Origin of the sequence: Uliginosibacterium paludis, from assembly GCF_039631355.1 — a bacterium.
Taxonomy (GTDB): Bacteria; Pseudomonadota; Gammaproteobacteria; order Burkholderiales; family Rhodocyclaceae; genus Uliginosibacterium; species Uliginosibacterium paludis.
Map to the genome: position 1 here is coordinate 379,776 of NZ_JBDIVF010000003.1, position 20,408 is coordinate 400,183.

Annotated in this window: 15 protein-coding genes; 9 read left to right on the forward strand and 6 right to left on the reverse strand. The window is 64.5% G+C overall.

Annotation, left to right across the window (positions count from 1 at the left end):
* Nucleotides 1-54 precede the first annotated feature (54 nt).
* Together ABDB87_RS10570 and ABDB87_RS10575 are read left to right on the forward strand one after the other, a co-directional pair.
* Nucleotides 55-1,200 carry an exonuclease SbcCD subunit D gene (locus tag ABDB87_RS10570; protein ID WP_345926737.1) on the forward strand — a complete coding sequence of 382 codons (1,146 nt, stop codon included), beginning with the start codon at nucleotides 55-57 and terminating at the stop codon, nucleotides 1,198-1,200.
* Nucleotides 1,197-4,247: an AAA family ATPase gene (locus ABDB87_RS10575; protein ID WP_345926740.1), complete on the forward strand. Its 3,051-nt coding sequence runs from the start codon at nucleotides 1,197-1,199 to the stop codon at nucleotides 4,245-4,247. The genes ABDB87_RS10570 and ABDB87_RS10575 overlap by 4 nt, the downstream gene beginning before the upstream one ends.
* A gap of 5 nt (nucleotides 4,248-4,252) precedes the next feature.
* On the opposite strand, the gene ABDB87_RS10580 is transcribed toward ABDB87_RS10575, so the two are convergent.
* From ABDB87_RS10580 to ABDB87_RS10595, 4 genes are all read right to left on the reverse strand, one after another.
* A complete protein-coding gene (locus ABDB87_RS10580) occupies nucleotides 4,253-4,633 on the reverse strand; it encodes a hypothetical protein (protein WP_345926742.1) in 381 nt (126 codons plus the stop codon).
* A 116-nt stretch (nucleotides 4,634-4,749) separates the two neighbouring features.
* Nucleotides 4,750-5,457: a pectate lyase gene (locus tag ABDB87_RS10585; RefSeq protein WP_345926744.1), complete on the reverse strand. Its 708-nt coding sequence runs from the start codon at nucleotides 5,455-5,457 to the stop codon at nucleotides 4,750-4,752.
* 377 nt (nucleotides 5,458-5,834) lie between these two features.
* Nucleotides 5,835-7,244 (reverse strand): ATP-binding protein, encoded by a 1,410-nt coding sequence (locus tag ABDB87_RS10590; RefSeq protein WP_345926746.1) that lies wholly within the window; start codon nucleotides 7,242-7,244, stop codon nucleotides 5,835-5,837.
* Complete coding sequence (locus tag ABDB87_RS10595; RefSeq protein ID WP_345926748.1) at nucleotides 7,241-7,951, reverse strand: response regulator; 711 nt, start codon at nucleotides 7,949-7,951, stop codon at nucleotides 7,241-7,243. Before ABDB87_RS10595 ends, ABDB87_RS10590 begins: the two co-directional genes overlap by 4 nt.
* 214 nt (nucleotides 7,952-8,165) lie before the next feature.
* Here ABDB87_RS10595 and ABDB87_RS10600 point away from each other — a divergent pair, with 214 nt between their 5' ends.
* The 5 genes from ABDB87_RS10600 (at nucleotide 8,166) to ABDB87_RS10620 (ending at nucleotide 13,104) form a co-directional block, all read left to right on the forward strand.
* Nucleotides 8,166-8,834 (forward strand): PepSY-associated TM helix domain-containing protein, encoded by a 669-nt coding sequence (locus ABDB87_RS10600; protein WP_345926750.1) that lies wholly within the window; start codon nucleotides 8,166-8,168, stop codon nucleotides 8,832-8,834.
* Nucleotides 8,835-8,850: 16 nt separating this feature from the next.
* A complete protein-coding gene (locus tag ABDB87_RS10605) occupies nucleotides 8,851-9,372 on the forward strand; it encodes a DUF2271 domain-containing protein (protein ID WP_345926752.1) in 522 nt (173 codons plus the stop codon).
* Entirely contained in the window at nucleotides 9,369-10,391 is a 1,023-nt protein-coding gene (locus tag ABDB87_RS10610; protein WP_345926753.1) for an FAD:protein FMN transferase, read from the forward strand. The genes ABDB87_RS10605 and ABDB87_RS10610 overlap by 4 nt, the downstream gene beginning before the upstream one ends.
* The gene (locus tag ABDB87_RS10615) at nucleotides 10,388-11,797 is read left to right on the forward strand and encodes an NADPH cytochrome P450 oxidoreductase family protein (RefSeq protein WP_345926755.1); all 1,410 of its coding nucleotides are present in this window, start codon (nucleotides 10,388-10,390) and stop codon (nucleotides 11,795-11,797) included. The genes ABDB87_RS10610 and ABDB87_RS10615 overlap by 4 nt, the downstream gene beginning before the upstream one ends.
* Before the next feature lie 353 nt (nucleotides 11,798-12,150).
* Nucleotides 12,151-13,104, forward strand: a complete 954-nt coding sequence (locus ABDB87_RS10620; RefSeq protein ID WP_345926756.1) for a PepSY-associated TM helix domain-containing protein — start codon at nucleotides 12,151-12,153, stop codon at nucleotides 13,102-13,104.
* 30 nt (nucleotides 13,105-13,134) lie between these two features.
* Here ABDB87_RS10620 and mfd read toward each other — a convergent pair whose 3' ends face one another.
* Nucleotides 13,135-16,569, reverse strand: a complete 3,435-nt coding sequence (mfd, locus tag ABDB87_RS10625; RefSeq protein ID WP_345926757.1) for a transcription-repair coupling factor — start codon at nucleotides 16,567-16,569, stop codon at nucleotides 13,135-13,137.
* Nucleotides 16,570-16,778: 209 nt separating this feature from the next.
* Between mfd and ABDB87_RS10630 the strand changes: the two genes are divergently transcribed.
* Nucleotides 16,779-17,879 carry a site-specific integrase gene (locus tag ABDB87_RS10630; protein ID WP_345926759.1) on the forward strand — a complete coding sequence of 367 codons (1,101 nt, stop codon included), beginning with the start codon at nucleotides 16,779-16,781 and terminating at the stop codon, nucleotides 17,877-17,879.
* Between the two features lie 486 nt (nucleotides 17,880-18,365).
* Here the strand turns inward: ABDB87_RS10630 and ABDB87_RS10635 are convergent, their stop codons facing one another.
* Nucleotides 18,366-19,412, reverse strand: a complete 1,047-nt coding sequence (locus ABDB87_RS10635) for a hypothetical protein (protein ID WP_345926761.1) — start codon at nucleotides 19,410-19,412, stop codon at nucleotides 18,366-18,368.
* Between ABDB87_RS10635 and ABDB87_RS10640 the strand changes: the two genes are divergently transcribed.
* Nucleotides 19,407-20,288, forward strand: a complete 882-nt coding sequence (locus ABDB87_RS10640; RefSeq protein WP_345926763.1) for a hypothetical protein — start codon at nucleotides 19,407-19,409, stop codon at nucleotides 20,286-20,288. The genes ABDB87_RS10635 and ABDB87_RS10640 overlap by 6 nt on opposite strands.
* Nucleotides 20,289-20,408: the final 120 nt, after the last annotated feature.

The window sequence follows — 20,408 nt, forward strand, 5'->3', positions numbered from 1 at the left end:
ACGGCAGGCTGCCTGCCGGTTCCGCCGGTTTTTCTGCCCGGAGACTGATTCCGCATGCGATTCCTTCACACTGCCGACTGGCATCTCGGCCGCATCTTCAACGCCCGCAGCCTGCTCGAGGACCAGCGCCATCTGCTCGACCAGCTCGTCGGGCTGGTCGCGCAACGCAAGCCCGACGCCGTCCTGATCGCCGGGGATGTCTTTGACCGGGCCGTGCCGCCGCCCGAGGCCGTCGCGCTGCTGAGCGAGGTGCTCTCGCGCATCGTGATCGGGCTGCGGACGCCGGTCCTGATGATTGCCGGCAATCATGACAGCGGCGAGCGCCTGGGTTTTGGCGCACCCTTGCTCGCGGCCGGCGGATTGCATCTGGCCGGGCCCGCCGGGCAGGTGGCCACACTGCGTCTGGCTGACGCGCACGGGCCGGTAGATGTCATCGGCCTGCCGTATGCCGAGCCCGCCGAGGTCCGCGCCCTGCATGCACTGGATGACACCCCGGATCATGCCGAAAGCATGCGTCTGCAGCTCGACGCGCTGCGGGCCCGGCCGGACAAGGCGGCGCGCACCGTGCTGGTCGGGCATGCCTTCGTGATGGGCGGCGAAGGCTGCGACTCGGAGCGCCCGCTGTCGGTCGGCGGCAGCGGCGCCATCGGTGCCGAGGTCTTTGCCGGCTTTGACTATGTCGCACTGGGGCATCTGCATCGGCCGCAGACGTTCGCAGGTGGCCGGGTGCATTACTCAGGCTCGCTGATGAAGTATTCGCTGTCCGAAGTGGATCAGGCCAAATCGGTGTCGCTCGTCGAGCTCGATGGAAACGGCGCGGTGAGCATCGAGCGGATCGCGCTCGAACCGCTGCGCGCGTTGCGCATTCTCGAAGGATCGCTGGAGGACCTGCTTCAGCGCGGCGCGCAGGATCCGCGCAAGGAGGATTACATCCATGCGCGCCTGACCGACGCCGGGGCGCTGCTGGACCCGATGAGCCGTCTGCGGGAAGTCTGGCCCAACGCGCTCTCGATCGAGCGTCTGGTGCTGAGTCAGCGGGGCGAAGGGCTCACGCGCCGGGCTTCGACCCGGCAACTCGCGCCGGCCGAGCTTTTTGCCTCCTTCCTCAGGGAAGTAGCCGATGAAGACCTGGACGAGGCCCGCCGGGCCGCGTTTGCAGAGGTTTTGCAGACGCTGGGCGGTGAAAGGGGCGCCGCATGAAGCCGCTCCGCATCCGCATGCAGGCCTTCGGGCCCTTCGCCGGCAGTGAAACGGTGGATTTCACCCGGCTGGGCGAGCGCGCCTTCTTTCTCATTCACGGCCCGACCGGGGCCGGCAAGACCACGCTGCTCGATGCACTCTGCTTTGCGCTCTACGGCGACACCTCAGGGGGCGAGCGTGACGCCCGGGCGATGCGTTCCGATCATGCCGCGCCGGACCTGCCGACGCAGGTTGAGCTCGAGTTCTCGCTCGGCGCGGCACGCTACCGGGTGCTGCGCAGCCCTGCCCAGAGCCGGCCAAAGCTGCGCGGCGAGGGGCTGCGCGAGGAGCCGGCGAGCGCCGAGCTCTACGAATGGCGCGAGGGTGCGTGGCAGGCGCTTGCCCTGCGCCAGGTCGGCAAGGTCAATGACCGGGTGCGCGAGCTCATCGGCTTTGACGGTGCGCAGTTCAGGCAGGTCATCGTGTTGCCGCAGGGGCGATTCCGGGAAGTGCTCACGGCCGACTCGAAGGGGCGCCAGGCCATCATGGAAAAGCTCTTCCGCACCGAGCTCTATTCCCGCATCGAGCGGGCCCTCAAGGAAGCCGCGGCCGGACTGGTGGCCGAGGTCGCCCGGCTCGATCAGCAGCGCGCCGGCATCCTGAACCAAGTGCAGCTCGAAGCCAGCGAAGCGCTCACCCAAGCCCTGGCTGCCCAGGATGCGCTGCTGGGCGAAGCCGCGACTGCGCTCGCGGCGCGGCGCGAGTCCTGGCTGCAGGCGCAGGCACAGCTTGATCTGGGAAGAAAAGCGGCCGCCGGCCTGCAGGCGCTGGAAGAGGCTCGCCACGCCTGCGCAGGCCTCGAGGCGAGCGTGCCGGCGCATGAGGCTCGTCTGGCATTGCTCCTGCGTGCCCGTGAGGCAGAAGTGCTGCGCCCGGTGCAGGCCGAGCAGTTGCGCAGCGAGCAGGCACTGCAGGTTTCCGGGCGCTTGCTCGACGAAGCCCGGCAGACGCTTGAGCGCGCCACGCTGGCGGCAGAGACGGCGGCCGCGACGCTGCAGATCGAGCAGGCACGCGAACCCGAGCGAGAGCTTGCGCGCGCGCGCCTCGCAACGCTCGAACACGCCGGCCAGGCCCTGCAACGGTGGCAGGAGGCCGGCGCCCGGCATGAGCAGGCCCGCGCGGAGTTGAGTCGCCTGCAGCGCGAGCAGGAGGCCGGTCGGAACAAGCGGGCCGCTCTTGCAACGGCCCTGAATGCAGCGGAGCAGGGTTTGCAGCAGCAGGCCGCGCTGGCGGCTGCGCTCACCTTGCGTCGTGATGCGCATGAGCAGCTGGCGCGCCGGCTGCGCAGCCTCGAAATGCTGGATCGCGCGGTGCAGGAAGAGCGTGTCGAGGCCGAGCGGGCGAACCGCAGCCTGGCGCTCGCGCAGGCAGCCCGGGACGCGCGCGAGCGGGCCGGAGTGCGTCGCGAGCAGGCGGAGCGAGCCTGGCTGGCCGGGCAGGCGGCGCGGCTGGCGAAAGTGCTGGTCGAAGGCGAAGCGTGCCCGGTGTGCGGCGGGCGCGATCATCCCGCGCCGGCGCAGGAAGCCGGTGATCATCTGGATGACGAGGCGCTCGAAGCGGTGCGTGCGGCCGTGCTTGAGGCGGAGGCTGCCGAGCGGCAGGCCGGGCTCGACAGCAACAGCGCGCAGGCCAGGCTCCAGTCCGCGCAATCGCGCGTCCAGACCCTGATCGAGACGCTGGGCGACGATGCCAGCCTCGGCCTGGATCAGCTCCGGCTGACCCTGAGCGAGGCCGCCGCCGCACTCGACGAGGCGACGAAGGCCGAGGCCCGTGTGCCGGCGCTGACTGCCGCGCGAGAAGCTGCAAACCGTGCGCTGGTCGCACAGGACGAGGCCTCGGCGGCGCTCGAGGAAGGGCTGCAGGCCGTGCAGACGCATCTCGCAGTGCTGGCCGAGCGCCGGCAGGAAGCGGAGCAGTCCGTCCCCGAGCCCTTGCGGCTGCCGGGCGCGCTGGACACCGCGCTGAGCCAGGCGCGCTCAGACCTTCAGGCCCTGCAGCAGGCGCTGGTGCGCGCCACCGAAGCGGAGCGCAGCGCAGCCAGCGCGCTGGCTGCCAGCCGGGCCGCGTGCGACACACTGGGCAAGCGGCAGGAAGCGGATCGCCTCAGCCATGAGCGGGCCGTCGCCGCACTGGCCGAGGCGCTGGCTGCCAGGCGGTTTGCCGATGTCATGAGCTGGCAGGCTGCCCTGATGACACCGGCCGCCCTGGCCGAGGCGGGCAAGGCGGCCGAATTGTTCGACCGGCAACTCGCCGCCGCGCGGGACCGGCTCAGTCGCGCCACAGAGGCGGCCAGCGGCCTGCTTCCACCGGATTTGGCCGGGCTCGAGCGCGCGCTGGGCGAGGCGTCGGAGGCCATGAGCCAGGCCATTTCCCTGCAGGAGCAGTTGCGTGGCCGGCGCGAGGAGCTCGGCCGTGCGGCCGGCAAGCTGGAGGCGCTCGCTGCGGCCGGTGCGGAGATCCAGGCGCGCTATGCGGTGCTGGGCCGGATTTCGGAAATCGCCAACGGACAGAATCCGCTGAACATGAGTTTCCAGCGCTATGTGCTGGCGACCTTGCTGGACGAGGTGCTGGAAGCGGCATCGCTGCGCCTGTTGCGGATGAGCCGGCGTCGTTACGAGTTGCGTCGCGTGACCACCCAGGCCGACAAGCGCCAGGCCGGCGGGCTGGACCTGGAAGTGTTCGATCACCAGACCGGCAGCGCGCGCCCGGCCAATACGCTGTCCGGCGGCGAGGGTTTTATCGCGGCGCTTTCGCTGGCATTGGGGCTTGCTGATGTGGTGCAGTCACGCACCGGCGGCATTCAGCTCGAGACCCTGTTCATTGACGAGGGCTTTGGCACGCTGGATCCGGAAAGTCTGGATTTCGCCATCAATACGCTGATCGATCTGCAGCAGGGCGGCCGCCTGGTGGGCATCATCAGCCATGTGGCCGAGCTGCGGGAGCGGATCGATGTGCGTCTGGAGGTGAGGCCGGCAGAGCAGGGCAGCCGGATCGCTTTCGTGATCTGAGTGGCTCAGGCTTCGGGCCATTCGGCCTTCAGTACGCGCACGCATTCTTGCATGATCGAGGCGCCGATCTCGGATGCGTGACGCGGGTCGAGGGATTCCATGAGCTCATGGGCGGTGAAGAGGCCGGCTTCCCGCGAGAGGCTGTCGCGGATCTGGCTGGCGATGTCATCGCTGAGCTCCGATATCCGGCGCCGCTCCTGCAGCGGGAAATTCCGCCGGTTGCGCATCGCCCATTCGCCGCAGAGCGTGGCGCCCTGGGCGGGCGTCATCCAGTGACCATGCTCGTAGAAGGTATCGAGACGGTGCGCCACGAGCGCATAGATGCTGGCTGCGCGCGCGCCGAATTCCGTGTCACTGCCGCTGGTTCCGAAACCTTCTTCTGCCATTGCTGCTTCATGTCCGCCTGATCCTGGCGCAATGATGCCGCATTGGAAGGGCGGATCGCAGGGGCGGATCAAAAAAGTGCCCCGCGGGCGCGGGGCAAAGACTCGCTTGGCAGTACTCAGTAGGCGGTGACGTTGCTCGTCGAGACCACACAGTTGCTGGTGTTCCACTTCTCGCCGAGGCTGGTGGGCTCGGCACCGGTGTTGTTGCCGGTGTAGGTGACGCAGACCTTGGGCTTGCCGGAGCTGTAGCCCTTGATCTGGAGATTGGTGATGGTGGCCTTGTCGCCGTAGTTGGAGTTGATGCCGACCACAGCCGAATTCACGGTGTTGAGCTTGACGCTGTCGATCACCACATAGCGGGCGCTGCCGTTGGTGCTGCAGTTGCCGCAGGAGCGATACAGCTTGCCGATGTTTTCGCCATAGAAGCCGCCGTAGATCTGCACGGTCGAACCCAGACCGTTGTGCTGGAAGACCTTGTCGGCCGCCGCATAGGCCGCACCGCCCTTCACATACATGGTCGTGCCCGAGCCGCCCTTCATCGTGGCGGCGTCTTCGCAGACATCGGCCCAGGTCACGTTCTCCAGCTTGCAGTTGCCCAGGCAATGGATGCCGTCAGCGGCCGCGCCGGCCTTGATGACGACGTTCTTGATGGTGGCTCCGGCGGCGAGCACGAAAACCGGTTGCTGGCTTTCGGATTGCCCGTCACACGAGGTGCCGACGGTGGCGCCGCTGTAATCGACGGTGCCGGTGATGGTGGTGGTGGCCGAAGCCGACCAGGCGCTGGCGGCGAGCACCAGGCCAAGCAGGATCTTGCTGACGTTCATGTTTGCTGTCTCCGGTTTGATTGCTTTGTCATGGGCGCGGAGCCATCGCCTGTCTGTGGGCGTGGACCGTGCAATGACAAATGTGACCAGTAACACGGAGCGCGTCAATCCATGCGAACGGCATTTCATGATGCCTTGCCCGGTGCGCTTTCTGCTGCGCTGCGCAAGAAATGTTTCCGGTAACTTGTGCTGCGAAGCCCGCTGCAGGCCAGCGCACCAGAGCCTGTGAGCGCACTCCGGCGAGGCAGGATGGCACGCGTGCTGAGGCCGCTTCAGCCGGATGTTGCGCTGCGGCAGAGTGCGCTTCCGGCGCCGGGATCAAACTTTCTGATCGAGGGTAAATCCTGATGCCGACGGCATGCCGCGCGGATTGGCGTTCAGCCTGTCTGCTCGCTCAGCGCTGCACGGGGCAGGATGACGCAGGCGCAAAGCCCGGATCCCGCAGGCGAGTGCAGCACGATGCGGCCGCCATGGGCTTCAGCGATGGCTTTGGCGATGGGCAGGCCAAGACCGGTGCCGCCGGTGTGGCGGGCACGTGAAGCCTCGAGCCTGAAATAGGGCTCGAACACCCGCTCGAGATCAGCCTCCGGTATGCCGGGGCCATGATCCTGGATGCTGACGCGCACCTCGTGACCGGCATCCTCGATCCGCATGCGGATGCGGCCGCCGCCATAGAAGCGGGCGTTGTCGAGCAGATTTGCAAAGCAGCGCCGCAAGGCGTGAGGGCGCGCCATGACCGGTCTGGCAAGCTGGCCTTCGCGCTCGATGACGGCCCCCAGTTCTTCCATGTCTTCGACAACGCTGTCGAGCAGGGCATCGAGATTCACCGCCACGCGCGGCTCGGTGTTGGAGCCGGCCCGCAGGAAATCGAGCGTGTGACCGATCATGCTGTCCATCTCGGCCAGATCGTGTTCCATCTTGTTGCGCAGCTCGGGCGCGATATCGCCCTCAAGGCGCAATCGCATGCGCGTGATCGGCAGGCGCAGATCGTGAGAGACGGCTGAGAGCGCCTGGGCGCGGGTTTCGATGAGTCGCTTGAGGTCTCGCTGCATTGCATTGAAGGCCTGCACCGCCTGGCGGACCTCCAGCGGGCCGGCTTCGGGCAGCGGCGCCTGATCGAGGTTGCGGGCCAGGCCGGCAGCCGCGGCCGAGAAGCTCGCCAGTGGCCGGGTGAGGCGGCGCACCGCCCAGATCGAGAGCACTCCGGTGGACGCGCCGAGCAGGCACATCAGCGCGATCAGGCGATAGGGGAGATCACCGGATGGCACCGGCAGCAGATGGTGAAAGGTGACGACGGTGCCATCGCCCAGTCGTATCTGGGCGACATAGGTGCGGGCGAAGAGCTTGGAGCGGGGCGGATCGTCGCGATCGAAATCGCGTACGCCCGGCGGGGGCGGATGCACCCCGACCAGACGGGGATCGATGCGTTCGAGCTTCAGCATCTGGATCGGCAAGGCTCGCGGCAACAGGCGGAGGGCTTCGCGCATGAAGTTCGCGGCATCTTCCGAATCGTCGATGTTGTCACTCGCCCAGGGCAGGCTCAGCGAGAGCGTGGTGGGTTGAACGCTCAGCGCCTTGACCAGTGCCGGTCGCTCTTCGGGTGTGGCGAGTTCGAGCACGGTCGCGAAGCCCGCCATGCGCTGTGCGGAATATTCCGCGAGCAACTTGTAGTTCAGGCGGCCGCGATCATCGAGCAGCAGCCACAGGCCGGCGAGCTGCACGATCATCAGCACCGCGAAGAGTGCGAGCGCGATCTGGCCGAACAGGGTGCGTGGCAGCGCTTTCATCCGTGCGCGTCCACGCGGGTGGCCAGCATGTAGCCTTCACTGCGAACGGTCTTGATCAGCTGCGGGTCACGCGCATCGTCGTTGAGGCGCCGGCGCAGGCGCGAAATCATCACGTCGATGGTGCGGTCGAAGGGGCCCGCGTCGCGCCCGGAGAGTGCGTCGGTGAGCTGATCACGCGAGAAGACGCAGTTGGGGGTTTCGGCCAGCAGATGCAGCAGGCGGAATTCGCCGGTCGACAGCGCAATGACGACGCCATCCGCACCGATCAGGTTGCGTGCGGCGAGGTCCAGCGTCCAGCCGGCGAAATGCAGCGAGCGGGCCGGCCGTTCGCGCGGGCTCGCATCTTCGGCGCGGCGCAGGATGCTCTTGACCCGGGCCAGCAGTTCGCGCGGATTGAAGGGCTTGGGCAGGTAGTCGTCCGCCCCCATTTCGAGGCCGATGATGCGGTCCATGTCGTCTCCGCGCGCGGTCAGCATCAGGATCGGAAGACGGGAGGCCGCACGCAGATTGCGACACAGCGTGAGCCCGTCCTCGCCAGGCAGCATCAGATCGAGGATCAGGAGGTCGGGCGTGAAGCGCTCGATCATCGTGCGCATGCCATTGCCATCAACCGCGCACTCTACCGTGAAGCCATTGTTGCCGAGATAATCGCGCAGCAGGGTGGTGAGTTCGGGGTCGTCATCAACGACCAGGATTTTCTTGCTCATGGCGGCAGGTCCGGTTTCTCATGCGATACAGCATAGCCCGGATTCCGACCCGGAAAGCCCATTGCATGCCTGCCGGAACGCGCTGTTACAGCGGTTTACATGGCATTTACAAAACCCCCGGAAAACCCCGTTCCCGGTTTACAAGAACCGTGTCAAATGCTCGCCATGCAGAAGCCCTCACGGCAGCCTGCGAGCCAGCGAAAGGAATGATGAAGTGACAACAGCTCCCGCAAACGGGTCAGATACCGCAAGCGCCACGAGTCCCAATCCGGCCGTGCGTCGGGCCGCATGGCTGCGCCTGCTGACCCAGTGGCACTGGATCAGCTCGGCGCTCTGTCTGGTGGGCATGCTTTTCTTTGCCGTCACCGGCGTGACGCTGGTTAATGCCGAATACTTCGAGAACACGCGACCGGCCATGACACGTCTGTCCGCGAGCCTGCCCGCAGCCGTGCTGGCCGATCTGCAGGCCGCAGCCGGCGAGGACGAACCGACGCTGCCCGCTTCGCTTGGCGCCTGGGTCACGCAGACCTGGCACTTCAGCTTCGCGCCCAAGTCGGTCGAGTGGAACGAGGATGAGGTTTTCATCGATCTCAAGCGGCCCGGCGTCGATGTGTCGCTCAGCATTGATCCGCACAGCGGCAAGGCCAGCTATGAGGCCGGTGATCGCGGCTGGGTGGCGTGGCTCAACGAACTGCACAAGGGCCGCAATGCCGGCCCGGTCTGGAACGGATTCCTCACCGTTTTCGCCCTGGCCTGCGTGATATTCAGCGTGACCGGCCTGCTGATCCTCCAGGTGCATGCGCGCTCCAGATGGACGGTCTGGCCGGTCACCGGCCTGGGCCTGGTGATTCCCTTGCTGTTGATCCTCCTCTTCATTCATTGATCCGAAAGGCAGAAAAATGAAACCCCGTGCCATTGCTTCGCTGCTCTCCCTCATTTCGTTCGGTCTGTCGTCCCACGCCTGGGGGGCCGAAGCCCAGCTGACCATCAATCTGCCGCAGATCGAGGGCGCCCGCGTGAAGCGCCCCTATGTGGCGATCTGGCTCGAGAAGTCGGGTGACTTCGCCGGCAACATTGCGGTCTGGTATGACGTGCGCAAGCCCAACAATATCGGCGCTACCAAGTGGCTGCCGGATCTGCGCAGCTGGTGGCGCGTGAGCGGTGCGGATGCGAGCTTCCCGATCGATGGTGTGTCCGGTGCCACGCGGCCGGCCGGCGAGCATGTGCTCAACATCGCGACCAGCGAGGCGGTGAAGAAACTCGCACCGGGCAACTACGAAGTGGTGGTCGAAGTGGCTCGCGAGCACGGCGGGCATGAGCTGGTCCGTCTGCCGCTGCAGTGGCCACCCAAGGCGCCGGCGAAGGCGGATGCGGCCGGCAAGGAAGAACTCGGTGCGGTGAGCCTGAGCAGCAAACCATGAGCCACGATGCTTCGAGCATGCGCGTATTGCTGCCGTCACGCATTCAGCCTCCCGATCTGCCTGCCGGCGCGGTGGTCGCAAGCTTCTCCGGCGCCTGCATGGGAACGGGCTGGAGCGTGCGCTGCGTGAGCGAGGATTCGCTGCTGAGCGCCAGGGCCCGGCAGGAAGTTCCGGCGCTGCTCGAGCAGCTCGAAGCACAGATGAGCCATTTTCGCGAGCATTCGGACCTGCGTCGATTCGGCCGTCATGCAGCGGGGGAGTGGATGCAGCTTCCCCCGGCGTTTGCATCCGTCATGCGGGCGGCTCTCGAGGTGGCGCAGGCAAGCGAGGGCGCTTTCGACCCGGCGCTCGGCGCGGAAGTGGATGCCTGGGGCTTCGGCAGCGCGCGCCACTTCAGTGACCCGGCCTTCTCGCCGCCGGCTGAAGGGCGCCGGCCTCCGCGCGCGGCCTGGTCCGCGCTGCGCCTTGACGAGGCGGGCCGCCTGTTTCAGCCCGGCGATGTGCAGCTCAACCTTTCCGCCATCGCCAAGGGCTTTGCGGTGGATGCCGTGTCGGCCCTGCTGAGCCGGCTTGGGCTTCACAACCATCTGGTGGAGGTGGGGGGCGAACTGCGGGGCGCGGGCATGAAGCCCGATTTCCAACCCTGGTGGGTGGCACTGGAGTTGCCCGCGCGTGATTGTCCGCTGCCCGCCACCCGGATCGCCCTGCACGGCCTGGCCGTTGCCACCTCGGGGGACTATCGGCGCCGCTATCACCATGATGGCCGGGCGCTGCAGCACACGCTGGACCCCGCTACCGGTGCGCCGCTCACGCATGGCACAGCCTCGGTGACGGTGCTGCACGAGCAGTGCATGCTGGCAGACGCGTGGGCGACCGCCCTGATGGTGCGCGGGCCGGATGCGGGCCTGACGCTGGCCGAAGAACACAAACTCTGCGCGCTGATCCAGTGGCGCAACAACAAGGACGAATGGGTTGAAGCTGCCAGCTCCGCATTCACCGCCCTGCAGCAGTCATCATGAACACCTTCACGCTTTTCGGTCAGGAGGGCTGGCGTCTTGTCGGGGCTCTCGCGCTGGTGCTTGCCTATCTCGCCCTGTGCGCACGCCTCTACTGCCGCTCGCACCCCGGAAACCTGAGCTGCCAGAGCTTCATGCCGGTCAGGCGCGGGAGCGGCCAGGCTCCCGCTGTATGCATCGTGTATGCGAGTCAGACCGGTCAGGCTCAGGCCATTGCCGAGCAGAGCGCACGCGCGCTGGCTTCAAGCGACGTTCCGGTGCGGCTCTACCGCTTCGAACAGGACTGGCTTGCCGAGGCCGCGCGTGCGTCCTGCGTGCTGTTCGTCGTCAGTACCTCCGGTGAAGGGGATGCGCCGGACCATGCAGCCAGCGCCTGGCGTCGCCTCTGTGCGTCAGACGCCGGCCTGGCTGGCGTCCGCCATGGCGTGCTTGCGCTGGGCGATCGTCAGTACACGCGGTTCTGCGGCTTTGGCCGCGAGCTGGACCAATGGCTGGCCAGCCGTGGGGCCGCGCAGGCCTTCGAGCGCATCGAACTCGACCGGCTGGATGCCGTCGGGCTCGCCCGCTGGCAGGCCGAGGTCGGCCGCCGCGGCGCGCGTGTCGAGCTGCCGCTGGCCGCACAGGTTGTGCCCTCGGAAGACTGGCGCTTCATCGATCGTGTGCACCTCAATAAAGGCAGTGCCGGTGCTCCGATGTGCCGTGTGCGTGTCGCCCCGGCAGCCGGCCGGGCGCACTGGCAGGCGGGTGATCTGCTTGACGTTGTCATTCCCGGCGGCGACGGTCATCCGCGCAGCTATTCGATTGCCAATTGCGACACGGACGGCGTGGTGGAACTGATCGTGCGGAGTCACTTCCGGGAAGACGGCAGTGCGGGTGAAGCCTCGGCCTGGCTCAACGAGCGGGCCTCAGCGGATGCACTGCTCAAGGCCGGTGTGCGCCACAATCCGTCCTTCCATCTCGATGCCAGCCCGCAGACACCTCTGATCCTGATCGGCGCAGGCAGCGGGCTGGCCGGCCTGCGCAGCCACCTGCAGGCACGCGCGAAGGCGCTCGCCGACCGGCAGACCGCGGCGCCTGCGCTCAGCGCCTGGCTGGTCTATGGCGAACGCTCGGCGGCCTTCGATGCGATGTGCAGTGAAGAATTCGATGCCATGTTGAGCACCGGCGCGCTCAGCCGGCTCGATCGCGTCTTCTCGCGCGATACGCCGGACGCTCCGTATGTTCAGCATCGTCTGCTGACCGAGCAGGATCGTGTTCGCCAGTGGGTCGAGGCCGGCGCCATCGTGCTGGTGTGCGGCAGCGCAGGCGCCATGGCGCGCGGCGTGGACGAGGCGCTCGGCCGGATTCTGGGCCGCGAGCAGGTGGCGCAACTCCTCGAAGCCGGCAGGATCCGGCGGGACGTGTTCTGAGCCTGCATCTGCCGGGGCGCTGGCCGGCTCGCAACGGTCTTTCCGCAAATGAATGAGAGCAGCCAGTCGCCTGCTCTTGCGGCAGGCCTGGCGCTTCTCACGTTCCGGACCTTGCCGGCCCGGCAGCGCGCTTCGGTCGATATGAAGGTCCGCCACATGCGGATGAATCCCTGCCGAGCGTCCAGAACAGCGATGCCTGTCTCTGGAATTCGTTTCGTGTTGCATCGGCTCACGAGTTCGTACAAGGCATTCACAAATCGCGTCCCCGGTTGCAAACCCGGTTTACAAGCCCCTTGTCAAATAGTGGGCATTCAAACCCACCGGGAACCCGCATCATGTCGCTGAGACCAACTTTGCTGAAACTGCATCGCTGGGTGGCTCTGGCCACCGCACCTTTCTTCTTCCTGATCCTGCTCTCGGGCATGGTGCTGGCCTTCAAGCCCATCCTGCAGTCCGGAAGTGATGGCAAGCTGGAGACGCAGACCCTGCTCGCGGCCATTGCCCGTGCAGATCCGAACTCCGAGGCAGGTGTCCTGACGGTGTCAGAGGACGGTGAGCGGTTCACGCTCGAGTCGCGCAGGTCTGGCCCCTCCGGGACCTTCGACGTTCAGACGGCCCAACGTACCGGATCCGTGCTGCCTGATGTCTTCGAGTTTGCACGGGATCTGCACGTCAGTCTGCTGCTTCAGGCGCGCTGGCTCGTGACCACCGTCACGCTGCTGTCGGTGCTGGTTATCGCCTCGGGCTTTGCCGGCAAGCTGAAAAAATTCCGGCCCACTCTCGGAGGATGGCATAACAGACTCGGCTGGTTCTCCATTCCGCTGGTCGCCCTGACGCCGCTGACCGGTGCCCTGATGGCCCTGCATGTCGGGATGCCCGGGCACGAGGCCGGGAGCGGCGCACGAGACAGTGCCGGGCGCTCCGGTGCGGCCCGGATGTCAATTGAACGCGCCATCGAAATGGCAGCGCCGGAACTAGATCTGCCCCACCTCACGCAAGTGCGTACCACGCGTGGCGGAACCGTGGTCATCTCGGTCCAGGATGGCCTTCGCCCGACGCAGTACCAGGTGGACAGGAATGGCATGGTCACGGGCTCAACCGGCCCCGGTTTGGTACGGATGCTGCACGAGGGGACCTGGGCAGGCGCCTGGTCGGGTGTTTTTACGCTGGTTTCGACCTTTCCGCTGCTGAGCCTGCTCGTGACCGGCGTGCTGAAATGGTGGCGCCGCAGCCATGACAAAACCTGCAGCAAGTCAATGCAGGAGGCCGGTGTTCGCGTGCCGGCATCGCCCCGCACCAGTCACTGAACCGGACTCCGGGCGTGTCCCGGCGTGGTTTCAACCCGCCAGTTGCTTGAGCGTATTCCGCACCTTGTTCACGCGCTCGGAGAAACTCTCCGCCGTGATGTTGACGGTGAGCTTGTCCTGCCCGGCCAGTTTCCAGTTCCGGTTGTTCTGGATGAGTTTGATGATGCGGATCGGCTCGATCGGCGGGTTGGGCTCGAAGTGCAGATGGATGCGCGAGTCCGACGCATCGATCTTGATGATCCCGAGGGGCTTGGCGGCGATGCGCAGGCGATGCGTTTCCATCAGGGCCTGGGCCTGCGGCGGCAGTTCGCCGAAGCGGTCGATCAGCTCTTCCTGAATGGCCTGCAGCTCGTCGGCGTCTTCGCAGTTGGCCATGCGCTTGTAGAGCGTGAGCCGTTCCTGCACGTCCGGACTGTAGGCGCTGGGCAGCAGCGCCGGCGTATGCAGATTGATTTCCGAGGTCACGTCAAGCGGCTGCGCCAGATCGACCTCGCGGCCGTTCTGCAGGGCTTTCACCGCGCGGTTGAGCATCTGCGAATACATGGCAAAACCGACCTGCTGGATCTCGCCTGACTGGTTGTCACCCAGCACTTCGCCAGCGCCGCGGATCTCAAGGTCGTGCATGGCGAGGAAGAAGCCGGAGCCGAGGTCTTCCATCATCGTGATCGCTTCCAGGCGCTTCTGCGCGTTGGCCGTGGGCTTGCCATTGGCATCCGTCAGCAGGTAGGCGTAGGCCTGATGGTGCGAACGGCCCACGCGGCCGCGCAACTGGTGCAACTGGGCAAGACCGAAGCGGTCCGCCCGGTTGATGACGATGGTATTGGCTGTCGGGATGTTGATGCCGGTCTCGATGATCGTGGTGCACAACAGCAGGTTGGCGCGCTGGGTGGTGAAGTCACGCATGACGCGTTCGAGCTCGCGCTCGTTCATCTGACCGTGACCGACCACGATGCGTGCTTCCGGCAGGAGCTCCTGCAGCGTGTTGCGCATGTTCTCGATGGTGTCGACCTCGTTGTGCAGGAAATACACCTGACCGCCGCGCTTGAATTCGCGCAGCACGGCTTCGCGCACGATGCCTTTCGACCAGCTCTGCACGAAGGTCTTGATCGCGAGCCGCTTCTGCGGCGCGGTGGCGATCACCGAGAATTCGCGCAGGCCCTCCATCGCCATGCCCAGGGTTCGCGGAATCGGGGTGGCGGTGAGGGTGAGGATGTCGACCTCGCTGCGCAGGTTTTTCAGCGCTTCCTTCTGGCGCACGCCGAAGCGGTGTTCCTCGTCGATGATCACCAGCCCCAGACGCTTGAACTCCACGTCTTTCTGCAGCAGGCGGTGCGTGCCGATCAGGATGTCGACCTTGCCCTGCGCGAGATGCTCCAGCGCCTCGGCCTGTTCCTTCGCGGTCTTGAAGCGCGAGATCTCGGCCACCTTGATCGGCCAGTCCGCAAAACGGTCGGCAAAGGTCTGGTAGTGCTGCTCGGCCAGCAGCGTGGTGGGGCAGAGCACCGCGACCTGCTTGCCATCGGCCACCGCGATGAAGGCTGCGCGCAAGGCGACTTCGGTCTTGCCGAAGCCCACATCACCGCACACCAGCCGGTCCATCGGCCGGCCGGAGCGCATGTCTTCGACCACGGCATTGATGGCGGCGAGCTGATCCGGGGTTTCCTCGAAGCCGAAACCTTCGGCGAAGGCTTCCAGATCGTGCTGCTTGAAATCGAATTTGTGTCCGGGGCGGGCCGCGCGCTTGGCGTAGAGCACCAGCAGCTCGGCCGCGGTGTCGCGGACCTGCTGCGCGGCCTTGCGCTTGGCTTTCTCCCAGGCGCCCGAGCCGAGCTTGTGCAGGGCGATGTTTTCGGGGTCGGCCCCGGCATAGCGGGTGATGACATGCAACTGGGATACCGGCACATAGAGCTTGGTGTCTTCGGCGTATTCCAGATGCAGGAACTCGGTGTCGCCATCGCCCATGTCCATGTGCACCAGGCCCAGGTAGCGGCCGATGCCATGGCTCTGGTGAACGACCGGGTCACCCACCTTGAGCTCGGAAAGATCCTTGAGCCAGCCTTCCACCGTGCTCTTGCGGCCTTCGCGGCCGCGGCCGCGCGGCCGTGCCTGCGCCGCATAGAGTTCGTTCTCGGTGATGATGGCGACATTCGCCGAAGGCAGCACGAATCCCGCGGACAAGGGGCCCACCGCCAGCGAGAGCTTCGCATCGCTGGCCAGGAAACCCGCCAGATCACTGCTGCCGGCGGGTTTGAGCCCGTATTCGGCAAAGTACTCGCTGATGGTCTGCGCACGCCCGGCAGACTCCGCCAGAATCATGATGCGCCAGGGGAAATTCGCGAGATAGTGCTTGAGCCGGTGCAGCGGATCACTGGCCTTCCGCTCGACCGAGAGGTCCGGCAGTGCTGCAGTGGGCGAGGTGGCTTCGCTGTGCTCGCCGATGGCCAGCCGCGGAAAATCCTTCGCAGCGATCCAGAAGGCTTCGGCGCTCAGGAAGAGTCGCTCGGGTTCGAGCAGTGGGCGGTTGCGATCGCCTGCCATCAGGCGGAAGCGGCTGTTTGCTTCGGTCCAGAACGCTTCGATGGCGGAGGGCACGTCCTGGTGGGTGACCAGCAGCGCGTTTTTCGGCAGGTAGTCGAAGAGCGTGGCAGTCTCGTCAAAGAAGAGCGGCAGGTAGTATTCGATACCGGCAGGGGCCACGCCGTTGGAGACGTCCTTGTAGATCGCGCTCTTGGTGGGATCGCCCTCGAAGGTTTCGCGGAAGGCCGCCCGGAAACGGGTTCGGCCTTTTTCGTCGATGGGAAACTCGCGCGCCGGCAGCAGGCGGATTTCGGGAACCGGATAGACCGTGCGCTGCGTGTCCGGGTCAAAGGTCCGGATGGTGTCGATCTCGTCGTCGAAGAGGTCGATGCGATACGGCAGCTTCACGCCCATCGGGAACAGATCCACCAGCCCGCCCCGTACGGAAAACTCGCCTGGTCGTACCACCTGCGTGACATGCTCATAGCCGGCCAGCGCCATCTGCAGCTTGAAGGCCTCGGCATCCAGCCGCTCCTTCGCCTTCATGAAGAAGGTATGCCCGGCGAGATAGCTGGGCGGAGCCATCCGGTACAGCGCGGTTGATGCCGGCAGCAGCGTGATGTCCGACTCACCCTTCTGGATCGCGTAGAGCGTTGCGAGGCGCTCCGAGATCAGATCCTGGTGCGGCGAGAAGCTGTCATAGGGCAGGGTTTCCCAGTCCGGCAGCAGATGGACCCGCAGATCCGGCGCGAACCAGGCGATCTCTTCGGTCAGTCGCTGGGCATCCAGCGGATTGGCCGTGACCACGATCAGCCGCTGGCCACCGGCAGCAATCTGCGCGAGCGAGGCAGCGTCCGCCGAGCCGTGAAGGCGCGGCAGATCAAGCCGCTGGCCGGCCCGGGGAAGGTTGGTCAGGGATACGGGCTGAAGCGGGGCTGGGGCAGTCATCGTGGCACGCCTGAAAGCACACCGCCGCACGGCGGAGCGCTCCGGCGTGCGGCTGCATTTTTCTGGTACCCGGAACGGGAATCGAACCCGTACAGCTTTCGCCGAGGGATTTTAAGTCCCTTGCTTGAATTCGGTATAAAGCCAACGTAGACAAGCACTTAGCAAGGCCGTAGGTTATTTCCAGGGCAAATTAGGTCAAGGATACTAACATGCGGAAGAACAAAAACTCTGATGAGATGGTCGTCGACAAGAACATCACCCGGCGTTGCGACGGGTATTCCTTCCGAGTACGGATGATGGTCTCTGGCGTGCGGATTGATGAACGTTTCGACACCTTGGCAGAAGCTCGCGCCTTCAGGGATAGGAAGCGAGCAGATCTCGCCATGGACCCCACGGCCAAGCTCGTTCTGCAGAGTCGCGAGGCCAAGCGAGAGGCTGCACGCTTGACCCTGGGTTCTTTGCTAGAGCGCTACGAACGTGAGGTCACGCCTACGAAGAAGGGTAAGCAACCCGAATTGCTCAAAATCAAGAGGTTGCGGGGGTTTTCAATTGTGGGCTTGCCTGCACAATTCATTGATCGCACCGTACTACTGGACTTTTTGCGGGAAGGGCAGGCGGAAGGCTGGTCCTCCAGCACCGCCAGGAAGTATCTGATGCTGATTTCGGCGGTTTTCACCGTCGCCATCCAGCGTTGGGGGCACAACCTTACGAACCCTGTCCGTTCCATTGAGATTCCGAGCAATGGGGCTGGGCGTACAAGGCGTCTGGAGACTGGCGAGTACGAACGTTTGCTCGTTTCGTTGCAGAAGAGCCGATGCCACTACATGCCTGCGCTTTTTGTCTTGGCTGTTGAGACTGCCGCCCGCAGAGGGGAGTTGCTAAAGCTAGACTGGAAAGACGTCGATCTGATGGCCGGCACTGCTGTGCTTCGCGATACAAAAAACGGTGAAGATCGCGTTATTCCATTGTCTTCGTTGGCACGAAAAACTCTCCGCAGCTTGCCACGCACGATTACTGGTGGCCAAGTTTTCCCCGTAAACGAAAATACTCTCCGCACAAGTTTTGAAATGGCCATTCGTCGCGCCTTACGGACTTACAAGAAGGAATGCGCTGAGGTCGGCAAGGAGCCCAGTGCGGGCTTCTTAGCCGGACTTCGCTTCCATGACTTGCGCCGCGAGGCAACCTCGCGGCTGTTCGAAAAAGGGTTCGATATCATGGAAGCCTCTGCGGTTACCGGCCACAAGACCCTTTCCATGCTAAAGCGATACACAAATCTTCGCGCCGAAGATCTTGCGAAAAAACTTGGCTAGGGGATTCGGCCTTATGTGAAGCTCCATATAAGGTCGATCAGAACGCGGTCGGTTCAACGCCCCGAATGACTGCTCCACCTTGAAGCCTGTCGGATGGCCTATTCACACAACTCGGCCTTTGCGGCCATTGATGCCAAGAAGATAGAATGGCTCCGGTCGGCCAGATGCGGAATTTCAACTGGCGTGACTTCAACGACCACTTTGCAAGTGATTGCAGTCGCTCACTTTCTCGAACTCGGCGCATGAAAGCTGCCGCTCGTAACTCTTCGCCGAATGGATTGTCGACAAGATCAGGTAACCAATGAGGCTCGTGTCGAAGGCACTCCCAGTCATTCGCACGCACTGGAACGCTGGGGCTACCATTGATGGCCATTCGAATCGTTCGCGCGGTGCACAACGCTGGTGGTGCTGCACCTGCTGACGGCGCGGACCTAGCCTGATATGGCTTAGTCTTGTGATGGAGGTATTCGAGAAAAAACCATGAAATCACACATCGGAGTCTTGATTAGCGATCAGGTGTCCCGCGGAGGCATCCGCATACCTGCATCGGAGCTCATGGCAGCGGAGGAGCGTGGGCGCATTGGTGTAGACGGAATGCTTTCCTGCGTGGTCGATCATGTTGTCGATGCGCGCCATGTAGTCTGCTTCCGGGTACGCGCGAATCGCTCCGTCGAAATGCGTGATAACCGACGCTGCAGGAGAGTACTCAGCATGCGCATAGCGGCAACCGTACATGCCATCGGGCAAACCGGGTGACTGGTCCTCAACGAGCTCCTCAACCTCGAACGTGCGATAGGTGAGCTCGCCCTCAGGTTCGCGACGCGTCTCTGGTGACTTCCACCAGAAATGGGTTCTGTCTACGCCTTCGTACTCGCGTGTTCGACCGTCTGCCTTGTGCAGGGATGCCCCAGGGGGGATCGAGGCAATGTCGTCGGTGAACTTCGGGCCATGCCAATACTCCAGTTCAATCATCGGTAGTACCGAGCCCGCGTGGCCCACTAGGTCGGGATCCAAACGCAGTCGCGGTATGACTGAAGGTAACTCGCGAGTAGTTTGGTCGAATCCCTGAAGGAAGTATTCGTTCAGCTTGTTCCTGTGCGACAGACTGCGCCGAAAGTACCGATGGGCGAACAGGACCAGCCCGCGTTCGGAGTCCTCGAAGACGCCAGGTTGAACTCGCTTTAGGCGCTTGGTTAGGGTTCGGTAGTCCGTCAGGCCATCCTTGTCGACCGCCTCCCCCGCAAAGAGCTCGGGGTAGAGCTCAGCTGCAAGCCCGGGTCGTGCGACCGCATAGGCCTCCACGCGCTCATACGTCGCTCCGTCCAGAGACACGGATGCAAGCTTCTGCAGCAGTTCCTTCTTGAACTCGCCCCCACCACTTTCACGTACCCAGTCCCAGTACTTGGCTGTTCTTGCAGCCAAGTCAGCTTTCTCTTGATCGGTCTCCACGACATCGGTGATGCCTATCGCCCGAACCATCGAACCGTCAATCAGATGGCCCAGTGTGTAGGTCCAGCCAATCAGCCGATGCATATCGTGCTGCATATGTGTCGGCGTGCCAGCCGGCAGGCCATTGGCAGCGCGAGCAAGCTGTTCCGGTTCGATAAGGCGATGCCGGTGGCCATCTGGAAGCGACTGTTGAGCGATTACTTCCGGGGAAATCCGCTCATCCCAGAATACCTAGGTGCCCCACCGCTGGAACCACACAGTTCAGTCCAGGCGTCTGCGCACGAGCAATTCGCCGACGAACCTGAGAAGCTTTGCGCCTTCATTGCGCTGGCCAACGACTCGCTGACGGCAGAGCTGGGAATAGATGCAACTCCAATGTTCCTGCCAGATGGACGATGCCTCGCCGCTGTGGAGACTGGCGGCGGCGCAGTGCATTCGTTCATCCGATCCAAGCTGGACATCTCGAATGCCATCTTCCTTGAACCGGTCCAAGGAACTCTCAATCTGGCTCGGCTAGGATTCAGGGCTTCGCCCGCACTCGCGGTCTTGATTTCTGAGGTGGTTGCGGGGGTCGCTGATGCTCTGATCATTGATGCAAACGACTTCGGTCTCGAGCGAGTCTCGGTGGCGCTGTCATGGCCGTTCGGCGACATGATCGTCTTGCTCAGTCTTCGCGGCACACCCGAGCTGCTAGTCGCCGCTTTGCGCCAGCTGCTCACCATTGTCGATCCGACGAAACCTCCATCCGAGTGGATTGAAAGCCTCGCGGAGCTCGTGCAGCGTCTGGCGCCTCGGTCAACGCCGGTCTGCGACCTCTGGGACGTTACGGAAGGAATGCTGAGCTGCCAACGCGAGGTCGCCACGCATTTGCGCTATCGGATGGAGGAGAAACTCGCCCAGAAGCTGATGGCTGACGGCGTGTTTATCTCGGAACCGCCGGAAGATCCATTGCCGCCGTAAAGTGGACGCTGATGAACTTCCGCTCTCGGCCTTAAACGGACACTCGAATCGCGGGTATCTGTGGCGGTTTTAGGTCGAGAGCGGACTGCTGGGCTCAGTCCGGTAGGCGTTTGGCCGAGC

Bases quoted from the DNA above. Each gene is read 5' to 3' on its own strand.
- ABDB87_RS10570 (WP_345926737.1), top strand. From the start codon at position 55: ATGCGATTCCTTCACACTGCCGACTGGCATCTCGGCCGCATCTTCAAC.
- ABDB87_RS10575 (WP_345926740.1), top strand. From the start codon at position 1,197: ATGAAGCCGCTCCGCATCCGCATGCAGGCCTTCGGGCCCTTCGCCGGC.
- ABDB87_RS10580 (WP_345926742.1), bottom strand. From the start codon at position 4,633: ATGGCAGAAGAAGGTTTCGGAACCAGCGGCAGTGACACGGAATTCGGC.
- ABDB87_RS10585 (WP_345926744.1), bottom strand. From the start codon at position 5,457: ATGAACGTCAGCAAGATCCTGCTTGGCCTGGTGCTCGCCGCCAGCGCC.
- ABDB87_RS10590 (WP_345926746.1), bottom strand. From the start codon at position 7,244: ATGAAAGCGCTGCCACGCACCCTGTTCGGCCAGATCGCGCTCGCACTC.
- ABDB87_RS10595 (WP_345926748.1), bottom strand. From the start codon at position 7,951: ATGAGCAAGAAAATCCTGGTCGTTGATGACGACCCCGAACTCACCACC.
- ABDB87_RS10605 (WP_345926752.1), top strand. From the start codon at position 8,851: ATGAAACCCCGTGCCATTGCTTCGCTGCTCTCCCTCATTTCGTTCGGT.
- ABDB87_RS10610 (WP_345926753.1), top strand. From the start codon at position 9,369: ATGAGCCACGATGCTTCGAGCATGCGCGTATTGCTGCCGTCACGCATT.
- ABDB87_RS10615 (WP_345926755.1), top strand. From the start codon at position 10,388: ATGAACACCTTCACGCTTTTCGGTCAGGAGGGCTGGCGTCTTGTCGGG.
- mfd (WP_345926757.1), bottom strand. From the start codon at position 16,569: ATGACTGCCCCAGCCCCGCTTCAGCCCGTATCCCTGACCAACCTTCCC.
- ABDB87_RS10630 (WP_345926759.1), top strand. From the start codon at position 16,779: ATGCGGAAGAACAAAAACTCTGATGAGATGGTCGTCGACAAGAACATC.
- ABDB87_RS10640 (WP_345926763.1), top strand. From the start codon at position 19,407: ATGCATATCGTGCTGCATATGTGTCGGCGTGCCAGCCGGCAGGCCATT.
- ABDB87_RS10635 (WP_345926761.1), bottom strand. From the start codon at position 19,412: ATGCATCGGCTGATTGGCTGGACCTACACACTGGGCCATCTGATTGAC.